Origin of the sequence: Metapseudomonas otitidis (genome assembly GCF_900111835.1) — a bacterium.
Lineage (GTDB): Bacteria > Pseudomonadota > Gammaproteobacteria > Pseudomonadales > Pseudomonadaceae > Metapseudomonas > Metapseudomonas otitidis.
In genome coordinates this window covers 113,107-135,330 of sequence record NZ_FOJP01000018.1, presented here as the reverse complement: position 1 = coordinate 135,330, position 22,224 = coordinate 113,107, and the positions used below count along the sequence as shown (strand labels likewise).

Below are 22,224 nucleotides of genomic sequence, written 5' to 3'. Positions count from 1 at the left end.
ACGGCATGAGCGAACTCCAGGCAGTCCTGGCCAGCGAGGCGGAGGAAAGCGTGCAGCACCTGTCGTTCCGGGTGCGTGACGCGCGCTACGCGCTGCCCATCGACCTGGTGCGGGAGATCATCGAATACGGCCAGGTCACCACCGTGCCGATGATGCCGGTCTTCATCCACGGGGTGATCAACCTGCGCGGCAACGTGGTGCCGGTGATGGACCTGGCAGCGCGCTTCGGCCAGGACCTGAGCGTGCCGAACAAGCGCACCTGCATCGTCATCATCGAGCTGGACCTGGACGAACAGCACCAGCGCATCGGCCTGGTGGTGGACGCGGTGGACGCGGTGCTGGACATCGAGCCCGACCAGGTGGAGCAGGCGCCCCCCTTCGGCGCCGGCATCCGCACCGACTTCATCGCCGGGATGGCGCGGGACGAGCGCGGCTTCACCATCATTCTCGACGTGCGGCGCGTGCTGTCGCTGGAGGATATCCGCCAGTTGAGCCTCGCCCAGCAGGCCGGCTGATGCCCCACCAGCACCTGCCCAAGCTCAGCGACGCCGACTTCCGGCAGTTGCAACAGCTGATGCTGGAGGCTTCGGGCATCCACATGACCGACCAGAAGCGCATCCTCATGGCCGGCCGCCTGATGGGCCGGCTGCGGGCGGTGGGCGCGGGCACCTTCACCGATTACCTGCGCCTGCTCGGCGATCCGGCCAACCAGGACGAGCGACGCCTGGTGGTGGACCTGCTGACCACCAACGAGACCTATTTCTTCCGCGAGCCGCAGCACTTCAAGGTGCTCGGCGAATGGGCCGCCCACCAGCGCAAGCCGCTGCACCTGTGGAGCGCGGCCAGCTCATCCGGCCAGGAGGCCTTCAGCATGGCGATGACCCTCGCCGAACATGCCCGGACCAAGGACTGGTCCATCTTCGCCAGCGACCTCAGCCTGCGCATGCTGGAAAAGGCCCGCAGCGCCACCTACCCCATGGAGCAGGCCGAGCACTTCCCCCCCGGCTGGCTGCAGCGCCACTGCCTGCGCGGCGTGGAGGAAAGCGCCGGGCTGTTCCGCATCAGCCAGGCGCTGCGCCACCGGGTGATGTTCGCCGAACTCAACCTGACCCGGCCGATCCCCCGGGAGATCGGTCCCTTCGATGTGATCTTCCTGCGCAACGTGCTGATCTACTTCGGCCAGGACGAGAAGCGCGGCATCGTCGAGCGGCTGGTGGAGCGCTTGCGCCCGGAGGGCCTGTTCTTCATCGGCCACGCCGAAAGCCTGCACGGCTTCAAGCTGCCGCTGCGGGCGGTCCGCCCCTCGGTCTACCAACGCACATGAGTCCGGCCAGGGGGAACGCCGCCATGATCAAGGTCTTCATCGTCGATGACTCGGCCCTGGTGCGCCAGGTGCTCACCGCCTGCCTCGACAACCACCCCGGCATCCAGGTGATCGGCCAGGCCGCCGACCCGCTGTTCGCCCTGGACAAGATGCGCAAGCAATGGCCCGACGTGCTGGTGCTGGACGTGGAGATGCCGCGCATGGACGGCATCACCTTCCTGCGCAAGATCATGGCCGAGCGCCCGACCCCGGCGATCATCTGCTCGACCCTGACCGAGAAAGGCGCGGCGGTGACCCTGGACGCCCTCGCCGCCGGTGCCGTGGGGGTGTTCACCAAGGCCCGGCAGGGGTTGAAGGACAGCCTGCAGCAGATGTCCGGCGAGTTGATCCGGCAGATCGAGGCCGCCGCCCGCAGCCGCCCGCATGCCATGCCCAGCACCGCCGTGCCGGCCGCCGCCCCTCCCAGGGAGGCGCCCGCTCCCCGTCCCACCGCCCTGTCCACCACCGACCGGGTGGTGGCACTGGGCACCTCCACCGGTGGCACCCAGGCTCTGGAAGTGGTGCTGCGCCAACTGCCGGTGGACTGCCCGGGGATCGTCATCGTCCAGCACATGCCGGAGAAGTTCACCGCCGCCTTCGCCCAGCGCCTGGACAGCATCTGCGCCATCGACGTGCGCGAGGCAAAACACATGGATCGGGTGCGCCCGGGGCTGGCGCTGGTGGCCCCCGGGGGCAAGCACATGCAGCTCAAGCGCAGCGGTGCCCAGTACCTGGTGGAGGTGCTCGACGGCCCGCCGGTGAACCGCCACCGACCTTCGGTGGACGTGCTGTTCCGCTCGGTGGCGCGCCACGCCGGGCACAACGCCATGGGCGTGATCATGACCGGCATGGGCGACGACGGCGCCCGTGGCCTGCTGGCCATGCGCGAAGCCGGCGCCCGCACCGTGGCCCAGGACGAGGCCAGTTGCGTGGTGTTCGGCATGCCCAAGGAGGCGCTGCGCATGGGCGCGGCCCAGGTGACGGAGCCGCTCGGCCGTCTGTCGGAAGTGATCGTGCAGTACGCCCGCGGTCAGCCCAGCGCCCGCGCGCACGAAAGCGCACGCTAGGGCCTTCCGCTCCCCGGCCATCGATGATGGCCGGTTGCTACCGTTCGTCCGGACCAAAGAGGCGAACTTTTGCGAACGGTGCTACTCCGTAGCTGTACGGCCTGCCCTTTTTCAGGGCACGCCGCACGTCTGGAGTACCCGAGTCTCGCAATGAGCAAGGAGCGCCCATGACCTGTCGACTGCTATTGGCCGACGACCACGCCCTGATCCGCGTGGGTGTCCGCGCCATGGTCAACGAACTGGAAGGCTACGAAGTCGTCGGCGAAGCGGAGGATGGCGAACAGGCCGTCGCCATGGCCGAGCGGCTGCGACCCGACATCATCCTCCTGGACATCTCCATGCAGGGCCTCGACGGCCTCGAAGCCCTGCAGCGCCTGGGCCACCAGGTGCCGGAATCCCGCGTGTTGATGCTCTCGATGCACGCCGAGGCGGAGCTGGTGCTGTCCGCCCTGAAGAAAGGTGCCTGCGGTTACCTGCTCAAGGATGCGGCCATGTCCGAACTGCACATGGCCCTGAAGGCCGTGGACCGGGGCCAGTGCTACCTGAGTTCCGCCGTGGCGCAACCGGTGATCGAACAGGCCCTGGCGACCCACGACGAGCTGGACGCCGAGCTGACCCAGCGCCAGGTGGAGATCCTCCGGCTGATCTGCCGGGGCGCCTCGACCCGGGCCATCGCCGACGGGCTGGGTCTGAGCGTGAAGACGGTGGAGGCGCACCGGGCGCAGATCATGAAGCGCCTGGACATCCACGATGTGCCCGGGCTGGTCCTCTACGCGGTGCGCAAGGGCATCATCCGGGCGGACGACTGACCCTCACTGCACCTGGGTGTCGCCCTGTTGGGCGAGCCCGAAGGTCTGCCGCCACCACTGCCCCACCTGGCAGGTGGCCAGGGCGCGGGTGCTGCAGGCACCGCTGGAGAGCGCCTGGCGCAAGCCGTCGATGTCGGCGCGGTTCACGTAGGCAATCGCATCCTCCATGTCCATCGGGTCGCCGAAGCCGCCGGCACGCATCTCTTCCAGCGCCTGGTTGCGGCTCCAGCCCTGCAGCAGGATGCGGTACATGGCCGCCATCAGCCCGGTGCGGTCACGCCCGTGCTTGCAGTGCATCAGCACCGGGCCACGGCCTTCGGCCTGCTGCACCACGCGCATCACCTGCAGCACGTCGTCATCGCTGACCCGGTCGGCGTGCAGCGGGATGCTCACCCGCTCCACCGGGCTGTCGCCCAGCCATTCGCGGTCGTCGTCCTTGATGAAGCTGATCACCGTACGCACCCCCAGGCCATTGAGCTGGGGCAGGTCGCCACGGCTCGGCAAGGCGCTGCGGTAGAGGGTCGGGGTCATGCGGTAGAGGTTGATCGCCGGGTTCACCGGGGTGGCCCAGGTGGGGCCGGGGATCGGGCTGCCGGGGGTGTCCAGGGATAGCGTACGGGCCTGGGCGGCGGTGACGCAGAGCAGCAGGAGCGCTGCCACGGCGGCGAAGGTGAGGGAGAAGTGGGGGCCTCGGGACATGGGCGCTTCCTCGTTCAGGTCGCGCACAGACTGGCCAATGGGCCGTAAAGCGCCCATCAAAAGATCGTGAAAAAAACGTTGACCCACCTGCGGACCGATGGGTGCCACGGAGGGGGGTGGCTGGTCTAGAATCCCTACGCATAAATCCGACTGCGCCCTATCAGTCCATGGATATACAAAGCCGTACCCAGCTCCTGCGTGCCCTGATCGACCAACTCAGCGAGGAACACCCTCGCGATGCCCGCCACCTCGACGGCGACCCCCAGCGGGTGCTGATCGGCCTGCGCGACCTCGATGAACTCGGCCTCATCCACGCCCAGCTCGACTGGTCCGACACCTGTGACGCCCAGGGTCGCCTGCTTGTCGATGCACGGGCCATCACCCTCACCCGCCGAGGCATCGCCTTCCGCCAGGGTTGAGCCCTACTCCACCGCTGACAGTTCGGTGTTGAGCGACATCGAGGTGTAGGGGCGGTCGTCGAAACGCCGGTACTTCTCCAGCCACGCCGCATAGGCCTCGCCGTCCCCTGCGTAGCGACCGCTGCTGCGGTAGCGCAGGCCGTCCACCAGGCGCCGCTCGATCACCGCCGGGTGTGCCGGGTGGCGCTGGGTGGTGAACAGGTACACGGTGCCGTCGCGCTCGTTCTTGATGATGGTCACCTGGTTCGACGAGGAATAACGGATCGCCGGCAGGGTCAGCGCGCGGTTGTAGTCGGCCCGCCATTGCTGCTCGCTGATGGGCGCCGGCAGGCTCGGGGTTGCCTGGGCCTCGGCGGCGTTGTCGCCGGCACCGAACAGCCCGAGCAGGAATGCGAAGATCGTGTCCATGATGTGCCCCTCGTGAGGTCCCTACCTGGGTGAGAGGCGCAGCGCCCTCCCCGGTTCAGTAAATATATGTGCCGCCCGCTTGCGGGCCCCTTCTGCTCAACCGGCCTGAACCAATCCCGCCTCCGGGGTTCGATCTTTCATCACCGCCCGGCAGCCAGGCCGGGTCCCGTCGATGAACCGGAGGCCCCATGCACACCCCCCACGCCCGCAATGCCCTGCTCCCTCGTATTCTGGGCGTCGCCCTGCTGGCCATGGCCATTGCGCTGGTGGTGGGTGGCGGCCAGCTCATCGGCCTCGGCGGCTCCTGGTACTACCTGCTGGCCGGGCTCGGCGTGGGCGCCAGCGCCCTGCTGCTGCTCACCCATCGTGGCCAGGCGCTGCTGGTATTCGCCGCTGTGCTGGCGGGCTCCACTGTATGGGCCTGGTGGGAAGTACGCCTTGACTGGTGGCAACTGGTGCCGCGCCTGGCGCTGTGGTTCGTCGTCGGCCTGGTGCTCTGGCTGCCCTGGGTGCGCAACAGCCTGGCGGATGCCGGGCGCCTGCCGGCCAACGCCCTGCTGGTGGCCCTGGTGCTGGCCGGGGGCACGGCGCTGGCCGCGCAATTCACCGAGCCGCATCGCTTCCCCGGCATGATCGACCGCGCGGCGCCGGCCAGCGCCACGGCGACGCCGCCTGCCCAGCCCGCCGGAGACTGGCAGGCCTACGGTCGCAGCAACGCCGGCGACCGATATTCGCCCCTGGACCAGATCACCCCGGAGAACGTCGACCAGCTGGAGCTGGCCTGGAGCTACCGCACCGGCGACCTGCCCGGCCCCGACGACCCGCAGGAGACCACCGCCGAGAACACCCCGCTGAAGGCCAACGGCCTGCTCTACGTGTGCACACCCCACAGCCAGGTGATCGCCCTCGACCCGGACAGCGGCCGGGAGATCTGGCGCTTCGATCCGAAGATCAGCACCCAGGACGCCGACAGCTTCAAGGGCTGGGCTCACATGACCTGCCGCGGCGTCGCCTACCACCAGCAGGACACCCCCGGCAGCGGCCAGCGCTGCGAACGCCGGCTGTTCCTGCCCACCGCCGACACCCGCCTGATGGCCCTGGACGCCGACGACGGCAAGCCCTGCGAGGCGTTCGGCGACAAGGGCTCCATCGACCTCACACGAGGCATCGGCCGCTTCACCCCCGGCGGCTACTACTCCACCTCGCCGCCCGGCGTCAGCCGCGACCTGGTGATCATCGGCGGGCACGTGACCGACAACGTCTCCGAGGACGAGCCCTCCGGCGTGATCCGCGCCTACGACGTGCGCGACGGCCACCTGGTGTGGAACTGGGACCCGGGCCGCCCCGACGACACCGCGCCGCTAGCCGAGGGCCGCACCTACACCCGCAACTCGCCGAACATGTGGTCGGTCATGAGCCTGGACGAGGAGCTGGGCCTGCTCTACCTGCCCATGGGCAACCAGACGCCGGACCAGTGGGGCGGCCGCCGCACCCCGGCCTCCGAGACCTACAGCGCCGGCGTCACCGCCCTGGAGATCGCCACCGGCAAGGTGCGCTGGACCTTCCAGATGACCCACCACGACCTCTGGGACATGGACGTCGGTGGCCAGCCCACCCTGGTCGACCTGCCGGGGCAGAAGCCCGGCGACGCCCCGCGCCCAGCGCTGATCGCCTCCACCAAGCAGGGCAGCCTCTACGTGCTCGACCGGCGCACCGGCCAGCCCATCGTCCCGGTGAAGGAAACCCCGGTGCCCCAGGGCGCCGCCAAGGGCGACTTCACTGCCCCCACCCAGCCCATGTCGGCCCTCAACCTGATGCCGCCGCCCCTGCGCGAGCGGGACATGTGGGGCGGCACACCGTTCGACCAGATGCTCTGCCGCATCCAGTTCCGCTCCCTGCGCTACGAGGGCATCTACACCCCGCCCTCCGAGCAGGGCAGCCTGGTCTATCCGGGCAATTTCGGCGTGTTCGACTGGGGCGGGATCGCTGTCGACCCGGTGCGCCAGGTCGCCTTCCTCAACCCCAACTACATGGCCTTCACCTCCCGGCTGATCCCCGCCAAGCACGCCCGGGACGAGCCGGCGCGCAAGAGCGAGATCGAAGGCGTGCAACCCAACACCGGCGCGCCCTTCGGCGCCGTGCTGGCGCCCCTGCTCTCGCCCCTCGGCCTGCCCTGCCAGAGCCCGCCCTGGGGCTACGTGGCCGGGCTGGACCTGACCACCCTGGAGATCGCCTGGAAGCACAAGAACGGCACCGTGCGCGACAGCTCCCCGCTGCCGTTGCCCTTGCCCATGGGCGTGCCCAGCCTGGGCGGGCCCATCGTCACCGCCGGGGGCGTCGCCTTCCTTGCCGGCACCCTCGACCAGTACCTGCGGGCGTACGACCTGCGCACCGGGGAGCAGCTGTGGCAAGGCCGCCTGCCCGCCGGCGGCCAGGCCACCCCCATGACCTACACCGGCAAGGACGGACGCCAGTACGTGCTGGTGGTGGCCGGCGGCCACGGCTCGCTGCACACCCGCCAGGGCGACTACGTGCTGGCCTTCGCCCTGCCCCGGCGTTGACCATGGGGCGCCTGCTCGGCCTCGCGGCCCTGGCCTTGCTCACGGGCTGCACGCTACGGCCGCCCGCCCCGCTGCAACTCGTGGTGGGCTGCAGCGGCCCCACCTGCCCGGGCCTGCTGCGCTATGCCTTCGATCCCCAGACGGGCCGCCTGGAGGCGAGCCCGGCGCAGCGTCTGCCCCTGGCCAATGCCACCTGGCTGGTGGTCGCCCCTGGCCGGCCCCTGCTGTTCGCCGTCGACGAGCAGCCCCTGGGGCGCGTGAGCAGCCTGGGCATCGGCGCCCGGAACGAGCTGACGGTGCTCGACAGCGTCGACAGCGGCGGCGCCGAACCCACCTACGCCAGCCTCAGCGAGGATGGCCGTGCCCTGTTCGTCGCCCACTACGCCAGCGAACCCCGGCCCGGCGGCAGCCTGTCGTTGCTGCCGGTATCGGATGAGGGTCGCCTGGGCCCGGTGCGACAGCGCTGGCACCAGCCCTTCGAGCAACCGGGTTCGCTGCGACAGGGTTCCTCCCACCTGCATGCCGCTGTGGCCATCGACCGGCAGCTGCTGGTCACCGACCTGGGGGCGGACCGGGTGTATGCCTTCGACTACCGCAGCACCGCGAAGGGCCCGACGCTGATGCCTGCCGATCCCCCCTACCTGGCCGTACCGACGGGCAGCGGCCCACGCCACCTGGTGTTCGACGCCCGTGGCCGGCACGGCTACCTCAGCCTGGAACTCGGCAACCAGGTCGCCCTGCTGGAGCGCCAGGGCATACGGCTCACCTACCGCGGGCAGGTGGACCTCGACCCCGCACCGGCTGCCGGCGACAACCGCCTGGGGGCCCTGCACCTGTCGCAGGACGGGCGCTTCCTCTACGTGGCCCGGCGCGGGGTGCACAACCAGATCGTGGCCTACCGGGTGCGCGAAGATGGCGGCCTGGACGAACTCCAGCGCCACGACAGCGGCGGCGAAGAGCCGAGGGAGTTCACCCTCTCCCCCGACGGACGCTTCCTGCTGGTGGCCAACCAGCGCAGCGACCGCATCACCGTCCTGCGCCGCGACCCGGCCAGCGGGCGCCTGCAGGACGTGGTGCAGCAGCTGCAGACACCGGCGCCGGCCACCTTGCGCTTCCTGCCCTGATCAGGCAGCGCGGGCCACGCTGCCGCACAGCTGGGCACAGGCCTCGCAGGCATCGGCACAGGCCAGGCACCAATCCGGGTCATGGCGCTGGCACTCCTGGGCGCAGAGCCGGCACAGCGTCGCGCAGAAGTGGCCGAACGGCGCCGCCTGGGGGCTCTCCGCCGCCACCAGCTCGGTCATCACCAGGCAGGTGTCCGCGCATTCGCGGCCTAGTTCGACGCAGCGTTCGAGGTCCTCGCCGCTTTCGTCCAGGCGGCTTTCGCTGACCAGCCGGGAACAGGCTTCGATGCAAGCCCGGCAGGCTTCAAGACAGGCTTCGCGTGGTGTTTCCATGGGCATTCTCCTGGGTTCGATACAGGTTCGGTGCCTGCAACACTCCCGGGTTCCCGTCGGCCGACCGGCTGTCACGCCACGCAGGGCCAGGGACGTCTAGCATTCAGACGTGATGGGATTCACACTTCGCTTCCCTTCTGGAGAGCCTGCATGGACACCCCGACCGACCGCCCAAGCCCCTGCGCCCACTGCCGTGACGGCAACGCACTCGACTTCGACTTCAGCATGGCGTTCCAGCCCATCGTGGACCTGCGCGACGGCAGCCTGTTCGCCTACGAAGCCCTGGTGCGCGGGCTCGACGGCCAGGGCGCGGGCAGCGTGCTGGAGCAGGTCACCGACGCCAATCGCTACGCCTTCGACCAGGCCTGCCGGGTGAAGGCGGTGGAGCTGGCCGCGCGCCTGGACGTGCCCTGCTTCGTCAGCATCAACTTCCTGCCCAATGCCGTTTACCAGGCTGCCACCTGCATCCGCGCCACCCTTGAGGCCGCACGCCGCTTCGGCTTCCCCACCAGCCGGCTGATCTTCGAGATCACCGAGGGCGAGGAGCTGGTGGACAAGGCCCACCTGAAAAGCATCATCGCCGAGTACCGCAAGCAGGGCTTCAAGACCGCCATCGACGACTTCGGCGCCGGCTATTCCGGCCTCAACCTGCTGGCCGAGTTCCAGCCGGACATCATCAAGCTGGACATGGCGCTGATCCGCAACATCGACCAGGACCCGGTACGCGAGGCCATCGTCCGGGGCATTCTCGGCGTCTGCCAGGCACTGTCCATCGAGGTCATCGCCGAGGGGGTGGAGACCGACGAGGAGCTGGCCAAGCTCCGGGCGTTGGGTGTTCACCTCTACCAGGGCTTCCTGTTCGCCCGACCAGCGTTCGAGCAGTTGCCGGAGGTGAGGTGGCCGGCGGCCTGACCCGCTGCGCAGAAGCCGAGCAGTTCTTCCTCCAGGGCGCGGCCCGGGCTTCATGAACAGTTGCCGGGTGACGCTCTACTAGGCTGTAGCAAGGCCAAGCGACCCCGGACACCCATGAGCAACGTTCAACACGAATCCGAACGCCTCCAGCTGCTGCGCAGCCTGGAAATCCTCGACACACCGCCGGAGCAGGTGTTCGACCGCATCACCCGCGTGCTGGCCAGCGCCCTCGAGGTGCCCATCGCCCTGGTGTCCCTGGTGGACGAGCACCGCCAGTGGTTCAAGTCCCGGGTGGGGCTGGACGTGCAGGAGACGCCGCGCGACGCCGCCTTCTGCGTCCACGCCATCGGCGGCAGCGGCACCCTGGTGGTGGAGGACGCCCGCACCGACGCCCGCTTCCGCGACAACCCCATGGTTGTCGGCGCCCCTCACATCCGCTTCTACGCCGGCACGCCGATCCGCACCCGCGACGGCTTCGCCCTGGGCACCCTGTGTGCCATCGACGACCGCCCCCGGCAGCTCACCGACGAACAGCGCCGGGTGCTGGAAGACCTGGGGGCTCTGGTCGCCCGCGAATTCCACCTGCGCGAGGCGGCCCTCGACTCGCGGCGCCTGGCCCGGGAGGCCGAAGGCCGCTTCGAGATGCTCTTCGAGCGCGTCGGCTCCGGGCTCGCCGTGGTCAGCCCCGAAGGCCGCTGGCTGCGGGTCAACCAGGCGCTGGTCGACGTGCTCGGCTACAGCCGCGAGGAGCTGGCCGGCATGAGCTTCGCGGATGTCACCGTGCCCGAGGACCTGGATGCCGACCTGGTCCAGGTGGAGCGGTTGATCCGTGGCGAGATCGATCGCTACGAGCTGGAGAAGCGCTACGTGCGCAAGGATGGCCGCCCCATCTGGGCGAGCATCACCGTGACCAAGCAGCTCGACCGCCGTGGCGCCCTGGCGCACTTCCTCGCGGTGATCAACGACATCGATGCACGCAAGCACACCGAAGCCCACCTGGCGGAGCTGCAACGCACCCTGGAACAGCGCGTCCACGAACGCACCCAGGCCCTGGCGGAGCGCGAGATGGAGCTGCGCGCGGTGCTGGAGCACACCCAGGACGCCTACGTGGCGATGGACAGCGAGGGCCGCATCAGCGCCTGGAACCGTGCCGCCGAGGCGCTGTTCGGCTGGACCCGGGACGAAGCCATCGGCCAGGCCATGCACGACCTGCTCATACCCGAACCCATGCGCCAGGCGCACCTCGACGGCCTGCAGCACTACCTGCGAACCGGTGAGCACCAGGTGCTGGGCCGGCGCATCGAACTGGACGCCCTGCACAAGGACGGCCGCCTGATGCCCCTGGAGGTGCACATCGACGCCCTGCGGGCCGGCGGCAAGGTGCTGTTCAACGCCTTCCTCCACGAGATCAGCCAGCGCAAGCAGCGCGAAGCCCGTCTGCGCCGCGAAGCCCTGCAGGACCCGCTCACCGGCCTGCCCAACCGCCGCGCGCTGTACGACCACCTGCCGGCGCTGATGGCGCGTGCCGATCGCCACGGCGAGGCCTTCGCCCTGATGTTCCTCGACCTGGACGGCTTCAAGCAGGTCAACGATGCCCTCGGCCACGACGCCGGCGATGCGCTGCTGCGCGAAGTGGCCCGCCGCCTGCGCGCCAGCCTGCGCAGCGCCGACCAGGTCTACCGCCTGGCGGGCGACGAGTTCACCCTGCTGGTCCACCCCCTGGGCGACCGCCCGGCGGTGCATGCCGTGGCGGAGAAGGTGCTGGCCGCCATCCGTACGCCCTACCAGCTGGAGGGCCGGAGCGCCGAGGTGCAGGTGAGCATCGGCGTGGCGCTGTTCCGCCCCGGTGACGGGCGCAGCCACGCCCAGCTGATCAAGGACGCCGACGCGGCGATGTACCAGGCCAAGCAAGAGGGGCGCGACCGCTACCGCATCGCCAAGGCCGACCTGGCCTGGGCCAGCAGCACCTAGCCGCGCGAAACCAGGCGACAGCACCACGCGGATCGTTCAGCATGCGGGCTCCCTCCACGGCACCGACACAGGAGACTCGCCGATGGACCCGACCCGCATCGCCGGCTTCCTGCTGGACCTCGACGGCACCCTGGTGGACACCGAGACCCTCAACCTCGCCTGCTCCCTGCATGCCCTCGAATCCCTGGGCCTGCCGGACGCCGCACAGCTGTGCGAAGGCCTGGTGGGCATCGACTGGCCGGCCTACCGCCAGCGCCTGTTCGACCACTACGGCGAAGACTTCCCGCTGAACGATTTCGGCGCCGCCTACCTGCGCCACAAGACCCTCATGCTGCAGGACGGCCTGCCGCTCAAGCCCGGCGTCGTCCCCCTGCTCAGTGCCATGCGCGAAAGCGGCCGGCCGATGGCCATCGCCACCTCCTCCCACCGCCGCTCGGCCCACGAGCACCTGGCCCTGGGCGGCATCGACGGCTTCTTCGACGTGGTGGTGACCCGCGACGACGTCGACCTGGGCAAGCCCGACCCGGCGCTGTACCTGCTGGCGGCCCAGCGCGTGGGCCTGGCCCCGGCGGACTGCCTGGCGGTGGAGGACTCCATCCCCGGCGTGGCCGCCGCCCATGCTGCCGGCGTACCGACGCTGATGGTGCCGGACATGACCCAGCCCCCCGAAGACACCCGGCGCCGTTGCCTGGCCGTGCTGCCCGACCTGCACGCGGTGCTCGACCTGCTGCGCCGCGAAGGCGTGCTGGGCGGAGCCGGCTGACGCGTCGCAAGGTGAACGAAGCTCCACTCCCTGCGCTCTGAACTGGAGGACGCCGCGATCGGCGCGGCGCACCGGTCCGGAGGAGCGCCATGCACGACCCCGAGTACCTCGACTGGCTGAGCCAGCGCTCGATGCTGGAAAGCGCGCGCCAGCGAGCCCGTCTCTACGCCGGCCAGCCACGCCTGTGGCAGCAGCCCTACGCCCTCACCCGCCCCCGCAGCGTCACCGCCGTGGCTTCGGTGTGGTTCACCGCCTACCCCGCCTCGATCATCGCCCCCGATGGCATGAGCGTGCTCCAGGCCCTGGCAGACGAACGCCTGTGGAGCGCCCTCTCGGAACTGGGGGTGCAGGGCATCCACACCGGCCCGTTGAAGCGTGCCGGCGGCCTCTCGGGCCGCGACTACACCCCGACGGTGGACGGCAACTTCGACCGCATCGGCCTGGACATCGACCCGCGCTACGGCAACGACGAGCTGCAGGTGCACCTCAGCCGGGTGGCCGCCGCGCACAACGCCGTGACCATCGACGACTGCATCCCCGCCCACACCGGCAAGGGCGCCGACTTCCGCCTGGCAGAACGCGCCGTGGGCGACTACCCCGGCCTCTATCACATGGTGGAGATCCCCGAGCAGGACTGGACCCTGCTGCCGGACGTGCCGGAAGGCCGTGACGCGGTCAACCTCCCACCGGACGCGGTGGACGCCCTGCGCGAGCGCAACTACATCGTCGGCCAGCTGCAGCGGGTGATCTTCTTCGAACCCGGGGTCAAGGAAACCGACTGGAGCGCCACGCCACCGGTGGAGGGCGCGGACGGCAAGCGTCGGCGCTGGGTCTACCTGCACTACTTCAAGGCCGGCCAGCCCTCGCTGAACTGGCTGGACCCGAGCTTCGCGGCCCAGCAGCTGATCATCGGCGACGCCCTGCACTCCATCGACGTGCTCGGCGCGCGGGTGCTGCGCCTAGACGCCAACGGCTTCCTCGGCGTGGAGCGCCGCGCCCAGGGCACCGCCTGGTCGGAGAGCCACCCGCTGTCGATCACCGCCAACCAGCTGCTCGGCGGGATGATCCGCAAGGCCGGGGCCTTCAGCTTCCAGGAGCTGAACCTGACCCTGGACGACATCGCCGCCATGTCCCGCGGCGGCGCCGACCTCTCCTACGACTTCATCACCCGCCCGGCGGCCCAGCACGCGCTGCTGACCGGCGACACCGAGTTCCTGCGGCTGATGCTGCAGCAGATGCACGCCTACCAGATCGACCCGGCCTCGCTGATCCACGCCCTGCAGAACCACGACGAGCTGACCCTGGAGCTGGTGCACTTCTGGACCCTGCACGCCACCGACACCTACCAGTACAAGGGCCAGAGCCTTTCCGGGGCGCTGCTGCGCGAGCAGGTACGCGGCGAGATGTACGAGCGTCTGGCGGGGCCGGAGGCCCCCTACAACCTCAAGTTCGTCACCAACGGCGTGGCCTGCACCACCGTCAGCCTGATCACCGCCGCCCTGGGCCTGCGTGACCTGGAGGCGCTGACGGCGGACGACATCGCCCGCATCCGCCGGCTGCACCTGCTGCTGTTGATGTTCAACGCGCTGCAGCCCGGGATCGTCGCGCTGTCCGGCTGGGACCTGGTGGGCGCCCTGCCCCTGGCGGCCGAACAGGTCGCGCCGCTGATGGCCGATGGCGACACCCGCTGGATCCATCGCGGTGCCTACGACCTGGCCGACCTGGCGCCGGACGTGGACCGCTCGACCGAAGGCCTGCCCCGGGCGCGCAGCCTCTACGGCAGCCTGGTGACGCAGCTGCGCGACCCGGACTCCTTCGCCGCCCAGGCCCGCCGGCTGCTTGCCGTACGCCGCGCCTACGGCATCGCCTCCAGCCACCAGCGCCCGTTGCCGGAAACCCGCCATCCGGGGCTGCTGGTGATGGTCCATGACCTGCCGGCCGGGCGCGGCACCCAGATCACCGCACTGAACTTCAGCGGCGAGCCGCTCAGCGAAGTGCTGACCCTGGCGGACGTGCCGCCGGGGCCGGTGGTGAACATCCTGGATGAGCGCCTGGAGGGCGACCTGTCGGAACGGGGGGAGCTGCTGATCGAGCTGGAGGCCTACGAGGGGCGCGCCCTGCGCATCGCCACCAACGCGCCGATGCTCTAGCTCAGGCGCGCTGGTCGATGCGCTCGCGCAGGGTGCGTAGGTCGGCGGCGTCCTGGTGCATGCGCTGGATGATCTCCAGCAGTTGCTGTTTGAGGTGGGCATCACCGATGCGTTCGGCGGCCTTCATCACGGCGATGGCGGCGTCTTCGTTGTTCATGGCGATGGTGTCCAGGAGCTTGCGGCAATCACGTACGGCACGGGTCACGGCGGGGGTCCGAGGGGAAACTGCGCGCATCCTGCCGGAGGGATGTTGCGATCTGATGTCAGGAGCGGCCTGAGGGGGTAGCGAGGCGTCAGACCATGCCTCTCGCACCAGGATGCATGCCTCAAACGCACGGCCTAGGGTCGCGACTTTCTCTGAAGGGTATAGAAGCCAAGCTGATTATCGAGCGCGGCTGAGGTCACCTGTTTCGCCTTCCCAGGCGAGTCACTTTTCTCAATCGTCGGAATGCCGCCCACAGAAAAGTAACCAAAAGGGCTCGCCCCTGCATCCGGGTCCCGCTTCGCGGGACTCCCCTCGCTCCATCGTTGCTTCGGGGGCCGGCGCGATGGGCTATCCATGGCCTGGCGCGCCTCTCGCGGCATCCATGCCGCTCGTCCCCCTGCGCAACAACTCCGCTCGGCCTCCTGAAGGGGCAGTTTCGCTGCCCCACCCTCTCAGCCACACAGAACTTCACAGTGCGCTTTCAGGTCGGGAAACCTCAGCAGGGCGCGCAGGCGAAAAAAAACCGACCCTTGAAGGTCGGTTCCTGCCCAGCAAGGGCACGATCGATGTGGAAACCACGATATGCACGCACCCACTGCCCGTTGGGTGCAGGGGCATGATCGCGCCCCGCGATGACGGGCTGATGACAGTCGCGTTTCAGTCCGGCGAACGCGAGCGGATCGGCAGCGCCTGGAGCTGCTCCAGCATCCACGCATGGGCGTCGCGGCCGGCGTAGCGGGCGTGGCTGTAGAGCCGCAGGGTGTAGCGCGGGATGGCGAAGGGCGCCGGGTAGAGGGCGATGCCGGCCACGTCCCGCAGGGTCTCGGCGGCGTGGCCGGGGGCGGTCATCAGCAGGTCGCTGGCGCCGATGATGAAGGGCGCGGCAAGTACCGACGGCAGCCACAGCGCCACGTCGCGGCGCAGCCCCATGCGGGCCAGCACCTGGTCGATCACCCCGCTCGGTTCGTTCCACGGCGTCACCACCGCGTGGCGTTCGGCCAGGTAGGCGTCCAGGTCGGGCGCGCCCTGCACGCGGGGGTGGTCGCGCCGGGCGATGACCTGGTAGGCGTCGCTGAACCAGTCCAGCGCCTGGATGCCGGCCGGCAACTGGTCCTGCTCTTCGCCGTAGCCCAGGGCGAAGTCGATACGGCCGCTGGCCAGGTCGTCGATGGAGACCTTGCGCTCGGCGTGCACCAGGCGCAGCTGGATGCCCGGGGCGAGGCGCTGCAGGCGCTCCACCAGGGCCGGCATGAGGGCGAAGGCGGTGTAGTCGGTAACGGCGAAGACGAAGGTGCGCTGGCTGCGCGCGGGGTCGAACGGGTCCCACTGTTCCAGCCCCTCGCCGAGGGTGCGCAACGCGGCCGCCACCGGGCCGGCGAGTTGCTCGGCCCGCTGGGTCGGCTGCATGCGGTTGCCCTGGCGCAGGAAGAGTTCGTCGTCCAGGGCCTGGCGCAAGCGGGCCAGGGCATGACTGAAGGCCGAGGCGCTGATGGCCAGTTCGCTGGCGGCGGTGCTGACGTTGCGGTGACGATGCAGGGCGTCGAAGGCCAGCAGCAGGTTGAGGTCGAGGCGGCGCAGCAAGTGATGCACAGCATTCAACTCCTGATGACATAAATGCACTTCATGCAGCTTACCAGCGCCGCTAGCATGGGCGCCCCTTTACTGGAGAGCCCCATGAACATCGAGATTCGCCCCGCCCAACCCGGCGACGCCCAGCAGATCCTGGATTTCATCATCGAACTGGCCGACTACGAGCGCGCCCGCCACGAGGTGATCGCCAGCGTCGAGGACATCCAGCGCACGCTGTTCAGCGAGGACGCGCCGGCCAAGGCGCTGATGTGCCTGTGCGACGGCCAACCCATCGGCTACGCGGTGTACTTCTACAGCTACTCCACCTGGCTGGGGCGCAACGGCATCTACCTGGAAGACCTCTACATCACCCCGGCCAAGCGCGGCGTGGGTGCCGGCCGCGACCTGCTGCGCGCCCTGGCCCGGGAGGCGGTGGCCAATGGCTGCGGTCGCCTGGAGTGGAGCGTGCTGGACTGGAACCAGCCGGCCATCGACTTCTACCAGGCCATCGGCGCCAAGCCCCAGGACGAGTGGGTGCGCTACCGCCTGGATGGCGAGGCGCTCAGCGGCTTCGCCGCCGGCGTCTAGGGCGCGTCAGCGCCTGTCCGGGGCAGACGCAGGGTGACCCGCAAGCCACCCTCGCGCAGGTTGCGCAGGCTCAGCTCGCCGCCGTGGCTATGGGCCAGGCTGCGGGCGATGCCGAGGCCCAGGCCGTAGCCCTGCTGCTGGCCGGCCAGGCGGAAATGCGGTTCGAACACCTGCTCCAGCTTCTGCTCCGGCACCCCCGGGCCCTCGTCGTCCACGTGCAGGACGAAGGCCTCGGGGCCGTCCTCCACCCGCAGGTGGGCGCGCTCGCCGTACTTCAGGGCGTTGTCCAGCAGGTTGCCGATGCAGCGCCGCAGCGCCAGCGGCTTGCCGGGGTAGCGCTCGAGGGCGGCGCCGTCGAGGGTGACGCGACCGTTGGCCAGGTAGGGCTCCACCAGGCCGTGAAGCAGGTGGTTGAGGTCCACCTGCTCGATGTTCTCGTGGATGTCGGTGTCCTTCACGCACTGCAGCGCGCCCTTCACCAGCAGCTCCAGCTCGTCCAGGTCGCGGTTGAACTTGGCCTGCTGGGCCTCGTCCTCCAGCAGCTCGACCCGCAGGCGCAGGCGGGTGATGGGGGTGCGCAGGTCGTGGGAGATGGCACTGAACAGCTGGCTGCGCTCGCTCAGGTAACGGCTGATGCGCTCGCGCATGGCGTTGAAGGCGCGGCTCACCTCCACCACTTCGCTGCCACCGGCCTCGGGCAGCGGGCGCACCTCGGCGCCCAGGTTCATTTCCCGCGCGGCGGCGGCCAGGCGCTTGAGGGGGCGACTCTGCCAGCGCACCAGCAGGCCGATGAACAGCAGCAGGAAGGCGCTGGTGATGAGGATGAAACCCCATTGCTGGGCTGGCAGACCCTGGTCTTCCAGCCCGGCGTAGGGCTCGGGCAGCAGCGAGGCGAGGTACAGCCACTCGTTGGGGCTGATGCGGATCTGCGTCACCAGCACCGGCGGGTCGAGGGGCTCCAGGGTCAGGGCGTAGTGGGCCCAGGAGCGCGGCAACTCGTCCAGCTTGAGGCCGCTGTTGAAGAGCCGCAGGTCCTCCGGGTCGACGAAGTGCAGCGACATCTCCACCGGCTTGCCCAGGCGCTCGCGCAGCACCGCCTCCACCTCGGCGAGCACCGCCTGCTTGCGCGGGGTTTCCGGCAGCACACGCATGGCCAGCGGCTTGTCGTTGAGGGAGACGAAGAAGCGCGTGCCGCCCATGCTGCGCAACTGGTCCAGCACCATGGGCCGGTAGCCCAGGGGCAGCGAGCGGATGTAGCTGACGCTGGCGGCCATGGACTGGCCGAGGCTGCGGGCACTGATCAGCAGGCCCTCCAGCTGGCTGGCGCGCAGTTGGGAGACCCAGATCAGGCTCGACAGGGCCTGGGCCAGCACCACCACCAGCAGGGTGAGCAGCAGCATGCGGGCCAGCAGCGAGCGCGGCACGGCCCTAAGCACGGCGGGAGGAAACCTGGGCGGCGAGCAGGTAACCGGCACCCCGCACGGTGCGGATCAGCCGGGGCGCCTTGCCGGTGTCGCGCAGGCGTTGGCGCAACCGGCTCACGGCCATGTCGACGATGCGCTCCAGGGGCATCACCTCGCGGCCACGGGTGGCGTTGGCGATGGTGTCGCGGTCGAGAATCTGCTGCGGGTGGTCGAGGAACAGCTTGAGCAGGGCGAAGTCGGCGCCGGAGAGGATCACCTCCTCGCCGTCGCGGTGGAACAGGCGGTGGCTGACCATGTCCAGGCGCCAGGCGTCGAAGCTGACCACCTGGGCCTCGCGCTCCTGGCCGAAGCCGACGCGGCGCAGCAGGGCCTTGACCCGGGCCTGCAGCTCGCGGGGGCTGAAGGGCTTGCCGATGTAGTCGTCGGCGCCCAGCTCCAGGCCGATGACCCGGTCGGCCTCGTCGGAGCTGGCGGTGAGCATGATGATCGGAACCTGGGCCAGGCGCGGGTGCTCGCGCACCCAGCGGCAGAGGCTGAAGCCGTCCTCGTCGGGCAGCATCACGTCGAGGATCGCCAGGTCGGCACCGGCCTCGTCCATGGCGGCACGAAAGCCCGCGCCATCGGCCACGGTGCGCACCTGAAAGCCGGCGCGGCTGAGGAAGGCTTGCAGCAGTTCGCGAATTTCCTGGTCGTCATCCACCAGGAGGATGTGCTTTCCGGAAGGGCTCATGTCGGCCGTCCTTTGTTGTTATCGGTCATGTCCGTTTGGATGCGAGGCGTTGAGGCCGCAATCTTTCATCCCGCTGTCGGCGTCGGCGCATCGCCATCGGCGGACCGATGAAGCGCGGTCCACCCTACAACAGGTCGCCTGCCGGGAACGTGCCTCGCGTCCGCTTCCCGTGATTGCGCCTCACGCCCGCATCGCCTGCTGCAGCGCCACGCCGGCACCTTCCAGGCCCGGGTACTCGGCCGTCACCAGCCACACGGGGATGCCCTCCAGATAACCGCTCATGCAGCCCTTGCTGGCGAAGGCGCGGGCGAAGCCGCTGGCCTTGAAGAACTCGGCGAAGCGCGGCACCACGCCGCCCACCACATAGACCCCGCCCCGGGCGCCGAGGGCGAGGACGTTGTTGCCCGCGACGCGGCCGAGCCAGGTGCAGAACTGCTCCAGCACCGCCCTCGCCTCGGGGTCGCCGGCCAGGGCCGCCGAGGTGATGGCCGCCGGGCTGTCCAGGTGCGGCGCGCTGCCATCCAGGGCGCAGCTGGCGCGGTAGAGCTGCAGCAGGCCGTTGCCGCTGAGGACGTTCTCGGCGCTGACATGGCCGAGGCGCTGGTGCAGGTGCTGCCACAGGGCGGCCTCGCGGAGGCTGCCCACCGGCAGGTCGACGTGCCCGCCCTCCCCCGGCAAGGCCGTCCAGCGGCCCTCGCCCAGGGGCAGCAGGGTGCCGACGCCAAGCCCGGTGCCGGGCCCGATCACCACGGCGGGGCGATCCGCTTCGGGGGTGCCGGGGCACACCTCCTGGCGCTCCTCGGGGCGCAGGCGGGTCATGCCCAGGGCCATGGCGGTGAAGTCGTTGACCAGCAGCAGGCGCTGGATGCCCAGGCGCTGGCAGAAGGCGGTCCGGTTGAGCCGCCAGTGGTTGTTGGTGAAGCGGAAGTCTTCCCCGCCCACGGGGCCGGCACAGGCCAGGCAGACGGCCTCCAGCTCGGCGAGGGGCAGGTCGAGCCCGGCCAGGTAGTGCTGGATGGCCGACTCGGGGTCCGGGAAATCAGCGGTGGCCAGCACCTTCACGGCGTCGAGGCGCTGTTCCCGCCACAGGGCGAAGCGGGCGTTGGTCCCGCCGATGTCACCGACCAGCGCCAGGCTCACTTGAGGCCCTCCAGGCTGCGGGTGAAGGCACTGGCGCCCTCTTCGGCGGAGCTGAAGGCGGCCCGCATGAAGGCGAACAGCTCACGGCCACAGCCGACTTCGGCCTGGTGCATGGGCGGCGCGGGCTCGCGGGCGGCGAACTCGGCGGCGTCCACCTTCAGTTCCAGGGTGCCGGCCACGCCATCGACGCGAACGATGTCGCCGTCGCGCACACGGGCCAGGGGGCCGCCGTCATAGGCTTCGGGGGTGACGTGGATGGCGGCGGGGATCTTGCCGGAGGCACCGGACATGCGCCCGTCGGTGACCAGTGCGACCTTGAAGCCACGGTCCTGCAGGACGCCGAGGAAGGGGGTCATCTTGTGCAGCTCGGGCATGCCGTTGCAGCGCGGCCCCTGGAAGCGCATGACCGCCACCAGGTCGCGGTCCAGCTCGCCGGCCTTGAAGGCATCGGCCAGGGCCTGCTGGTCGTGGAAGACCCGCGCCGGGGCCTCCACCACACGGTGTTCGGGGGCGACGGCAGAGACCTTCATCACCCCGCGGCCGAGGTTGCCCGTCATCACCCGCAGGCCGCCCTCCGGGGAGAACGGCCGCGCAGCGGGCCGCAGGATGTTCTCGTCCAGGCTCGCGGCGGCGCCTTCGCGCCAGACCAGGCGGCCGTCCTCCAGGAAGGGCTCCTGGGTGTAGCGCCGCAGGCCACGGCCGGCGACGGTCTCGACATCTTCATGGAGCAGGCCGGCATCCAGCAGTTCGCGCACCAGGAAGGCGACGCCGCCGGCGGCCTGGAAGTGATTGATGTCGGCCTTGCCGTTCGGATAGACGTGGGCCAGGGTCGGCACCACTTCGGACAGCTCGGCCATGTCCTGCCAGTCCAGCTGGACACCGGCAGCGCGGGCGATGGCCGGCAGGTGCAGGGTGTGGTTGGTGGAGCCGCCGGTGGCGTGCAGGGCGACCACGGCGTTGATCAGCACGCGCTCGTCGACGATGTGCCCCAGCGGCACGAACTGGCCGGCCTGGCGGGTCAGGCGGGTCACCTGGCGCGCGGCTTCGGCGGTCAGGGCCTCGCGCAGGGGCGTGCCGGGGTTGACGAAGGAGGCGCCCGGCAGGTGCAGGCCCATGATCTCCACGAGCATCTGGTTGGTGTTGGCGGTGCCGTAGAAGGTGCAGGTGCCGGGGCTGTGGTAGGCCTGCATCTCCGCCTCCAGCAGCTCGTCGCGGGTGGCCTTGCCTTCGGCGTAGCGCTGGCGGACCTCGGCCTTCTCCTTGTTGGAGAGGCCCGAGGGCATGGGGCCGGCGGGTACGAACAACGACGGCAGGTGACCGAAGCGAAGGGCGCCCATCATCAGCCCGGGGACGATCTTGTCGCACACGCCGAGGAACAGCGCGGCGTCGAACATGTTGTGGGACAGGGCGATGGCGGTGGACATCGCGATCACTTCGCGGCTGGCGATGCCCAGCTCCATGCCCGGCTCGCCCTGGGTGACGCCATCGCACATGGCCGGTACGCCGCCGGCCACCTGGCCGACGGAGCCGATCTCGCGCAGAGCCTGGCGCAGCACCTCGGGGTAGGTCTCGTAGGGCTGGTGGGCGGAGAGCATGTCGTTGTAGGCGGTGACGATGGCGACGTTGGCCGAGTCCATCAGCCGCAGGCGCTGCTTGTCGATGCCGCCGCAGCCCGCCACGCCGTGGGCGAAGTTGGCGCACTGCAGGCTGCCCCGCTGCGGGCCCTTGCTGGCCGCTTCCTGGATCATCGCCAGGTAGCGTTCGCGGGTCGGTCGGCTGCGGGCGATGACCCGCTCGGTGACTTCCAGGATGCGAGGATGCATGTCAGGGGCTCCAGGGGATATCTTGTTTTAATTGCATCAAGATAACGCAGAGAAACAAAATATCACCACATGCGCATGGGTATTTTGTTATTCGAACAACATTTTCAGCTTCAGTCTGTCGTTCTGGTCTGACCGCACACCCCGGCCGAGGTGCCGGTCTGGCGAC

Annotated in this window: 21 protein-coding genes; 12 read left to right on the top strand and 9 right to left on the bottom strand. The window is 69.7% G+C overall.

Annotated elements, in window-relative coordinates; translation table 11 throughout:
* The first annotated feature begins 5 nt into the window (after window positions 1–5).
* The 4 genes from BM198_RS22840 (at window position 6) to BM198_RS22825 (ending at window position 3,239) form a co-directional block, all read left to right on the top strand.
* Window positions 6–515 (top strand): chemotaxis protein CheW, encoded by a 510-nt coding sequence (locus BM198_RS22840; protein ID WP_074972667.1) that lies wholly within the window; start codon window positions 6–8, stop codon window positions 513–515.
* Window positions 515–1,324, top strand: coding sequence for a CheR family methyltransferase (locus tag BM198_RS22835; RefSeq protein WP_074972665.1), 810 nt, complete (start codon window positions 515–517; stop codon window positions 1,322–1,324). The genes BM198_RS22840 and BM198_RS22835 overlap by 1 nt, the downstream gene beginning before the upstream one ends.
* Window positions 1,325–1,347: 23 nt before the next feature.
* The gene (locus BM198_RS22830; protein ID WP_074972663.1) at window positions 1,348–2,430 is read left to right on the top strand and encodes a protein-glutamate methylesterase/protein-glutamine glutaminase; all 1,083 of its coding nucleotides are present in this window, start codon (window positions 1,348–1,350) and stop codon (window positions 2,428–2,430) included.
* Between the two features lie 167 nt (window positions 2,431–2,597).
* Window positions 2,598–3,239, top strand: a complete 642-nt coding sequence (locus BM198_RS22825; protein ID WP_074972661.1) for a response regulator — start codon at window positions 2,598–2,600, stop codon at window positions 3,237–3,239.
* 3 nt (window positions 3,240–3,242) lie between these two features.
* Here the strand turns inward: BM198_RS22825 and BM198_RS22820 are convergent, their stop codons facing one another.
* A complete protein-coding gene (locus BM198_RS22820) occupies window positions 3,243–3,938 on the bottom strand; it encodes a dual specificity protein phosphatase family protein (protein WP_074972659.1) in 696 nt (231 codons plus the stop codon).
* Window positions 3,939–4,105: 167 nt separating this feature from the next.
* On the opposite strand from BM198_RS22820, the gene BM198_RS22815 reads away from it, so the two are divergent.
* Window positions 4,106–4,357: a hypothetical protein gene (locus tag BM198_RS22815; RefSeq protein WP_074972657.1), complete on the top strand. Its 252-nt coding sequence runs from the start codon at window positions 4,106–4,108 to the stop codon at window positions 4,355–4,357.
* A gap of 3 nt (window positions 4,358–4,360) precedes the next feature.
* Here the strand turns inward: BM198_RS22815 and BM198_RS22810 are convergent, their stop codons facing one another.
* Window positions 4,361–4,765, bottom strand: a complete 405-nt coding sequence (locus tag BM198_RS22810; RefSeq protein ID WP_074972655.1) for a hypothetical protein — start codon at window positions 4,763–4,765, stop codon at window positions 4,361–4,363.
* A gap of 188 nt (window positions 4,766–4,953) precedes the next feature.
* Here BM198_RS22810 and BM198_RS22805 point away from each other — a divergent pair, with 188 nt between their 5' ends.
* Window positions 4,954–7,326 (top strand): glucose/quinate/shikimate family membrane-bound PQQ-dependent dehydrogenase, encoded by a 2,373-nt coding sequence (locus tag BM198_RS22805; RefSeq protein WP_074972654.1) that lies wholly within the window; start codon window positions 4,954–4,956, stop codon window positions 7,324–7,326.
* A gap of 2 nt (window positions 7,327–7,328) precedes the next feature.
* Window positions 7,329–8,450, top strand: a complete 1,122-nt coding sequence (locus tag BM198_RS22800) for a lactonase family protein (RefSeq protein WP_074972652.1) — start codon at window positions 7,329–7,331, stop codon at window positions 8,448–8,450.
* Here BM198_RS22800 and BM198_RS22795 read toward each other — a convergent pair whose 3' ends face one another.
* On the bottom strand, window positions 8,451–8,783 hold the full coding sequence (locus tag BM198_RS22795; protein WP_044406462.1) for a four-helix bundle copper-binding protein: 333 nt from the start codon (window positions 8,781–8,783) through the stop codon (window positions 8,451–8,453).
* Window positions 8,784–8,933: 150 nt separating this feature from the next.
* On the opposite strand from BM198_RS22795, the gene BM198_RS22790 reads away from it, so the two are divergent.
* The 4 genes from BM198_RS22790 (at window position 8,934) to treS (ending at window position 14,579) form a co-directional block, all read left to right on the top strand.
* The gene (locus BM198_RS22790) at window positions 8,934–9,695 is read left to right on the top strand and encodes an EAL domain-containing protein (protein ID WP_074972650.1); all 762 of its coding nucleotides are present in this window, start codon (window positions 8,934–8,936) and stop codon (window positions 9,693–9,695) included.
* A 114-nt stretch (window positions 9,696–9,809) separates the two neighbouring features.
* On the top strand, window positions 9,810–11,666 hold the full coding sequence (locus BM198_RS22785; protein ID WP_074972648.1) for a sensor domain-containing diguanylate cyclase: 1,857 nt from the start codon (window positions 9,810–9,812) through the stop codon (window positions 11,664–11,666).
* Between the two features lie 82 nt (window positions 11,667–11,748).
* Window positions 11,749–12,429, top strand: a complete 681-nt coding sequence (locus BM198_RS22780; RefSeq protein ID WP_074972647.1) for an HAD family hydrolase — start codon at window positions 11,749–11,751, stop codon at window positions 12,427–12,429.
* A gap of 89 nt (window positions 12,430–12,518) precedes the next feature.
* Window positions 12,519–14,579, top strand: a complete 2,061-nt coding sequence (treS, locus tag BM198_RS22775) for a maltose alpha-D-glucosyltransferase (RefSeq protein ID WP_074972645.1) — start codon at window positions 12,519–12,521, stop codon at window positions 14,577–14,579.
* A gap of 1 nt (window position 14,580) precedes the next feature.
* On the opposite strand, the gene BM198_RS22770 is transcribed toward treS, so the two are convergent.
* Entirely contained in the window at window positions 14,581–14,784 is a 204-nt protein-coding gene (locus BM198_RS22770) for a hypothetical protein (protein WP_044406437.1), read from the bottom strand.
* Between the two features lie 657 nt (window positions 14,785–15,441).
* Entirely contained in the window at window positions 15,442–16,374 is a 933-nt protein-coding gene (locus tag BM198_RS22765) for a LysR family transcriptional regulator (RefSeq protein WP_074972643.1), read from the bottom strand.
* A gap of 84 nt (window positions 16,375–16,458) precedes the next feature.
* Here BM198_RS22765 and BM198_RS22760 point away from each other — a divergent pair, with 84 nt between their 5' ends.
* Window positions 16,459–16,941, top strand: coding sequence for a GNAT family N-acetyltransferase (locus tag BM198_RS22760; RefSeq protein ID WP_074972641.1), 483 nt, complete (start codon window positions 16,459–16,461; stop codon window positions 16,939–16,941).
* On the opposite strand, the gene BM198_RS22755 is transcribed toward BM198_RS22760, so the two are convergent.
* The 4 genes from BM198_RS22755 to edd all read right to left on the bottom strand — a co-directional run bounded on the left by BM198_RS22755 (window position 16,938) and on the right by edd (window position 22,058).
* Window positions 16,938–18,341 carry an ATP-binding protein gene (locus BM198_RS22755; protein WP_082078228.1) on the bottom strand — a complete coding sequence of 468 codons (1,404 nt, stop codon included), beginning with the start codon at window positions 18,339–18,341 and terminating at the stop codon, window positions 16,938–16,940. The genes BM198_RS22760 and BM198_RS22755 overlap by 4 nt on opposite strands.
* Before the next feature lie 28 nt (window positions 18,342–18,369).
* Window positions 18,370–19,095, bottom strand: a complete 726-nt coding sequence (locus BM198_RS22750) for a response regulator (protein WP_069564733.1) — start codon at window positions 19,093–19,095, stop codon at window positions 18,370–18,372.
* 180 nt (window positions 19,096–19,275) lie between these two features.
* Window positions 19,276–20,235 carry a glucokinase gene (locus BM198_RS22745; RefSeq protein ID WP_074972639.1) on the bottom strand — a complete coding sequence of 320 codons (960 nt, stop codon included), beginning with the start codon at window positions 20,233–20,235 and terminating at the stop codon, window positions 19,276–19,278.
* Window positions 20,232–22,058 carry a phosphogluconate dehydratase gene (gene edd / locus BM198_RS22740; RefSeq protein WP_074972637.1) on the bottom strand — a complete coding sequence of 609 codons (1,827 nt, stop codon included), beginning with the start codon at window positions 22,056–22,058 and terminating at the stop codon, window positions 20,232–20,234. Before edd ends, BM198_RS22745 begins: the two co-directional genes overlap by 4 nt.
* Between the last annotated feature and the right edge of the window lie 166 nt (window positions 22,059–22,224).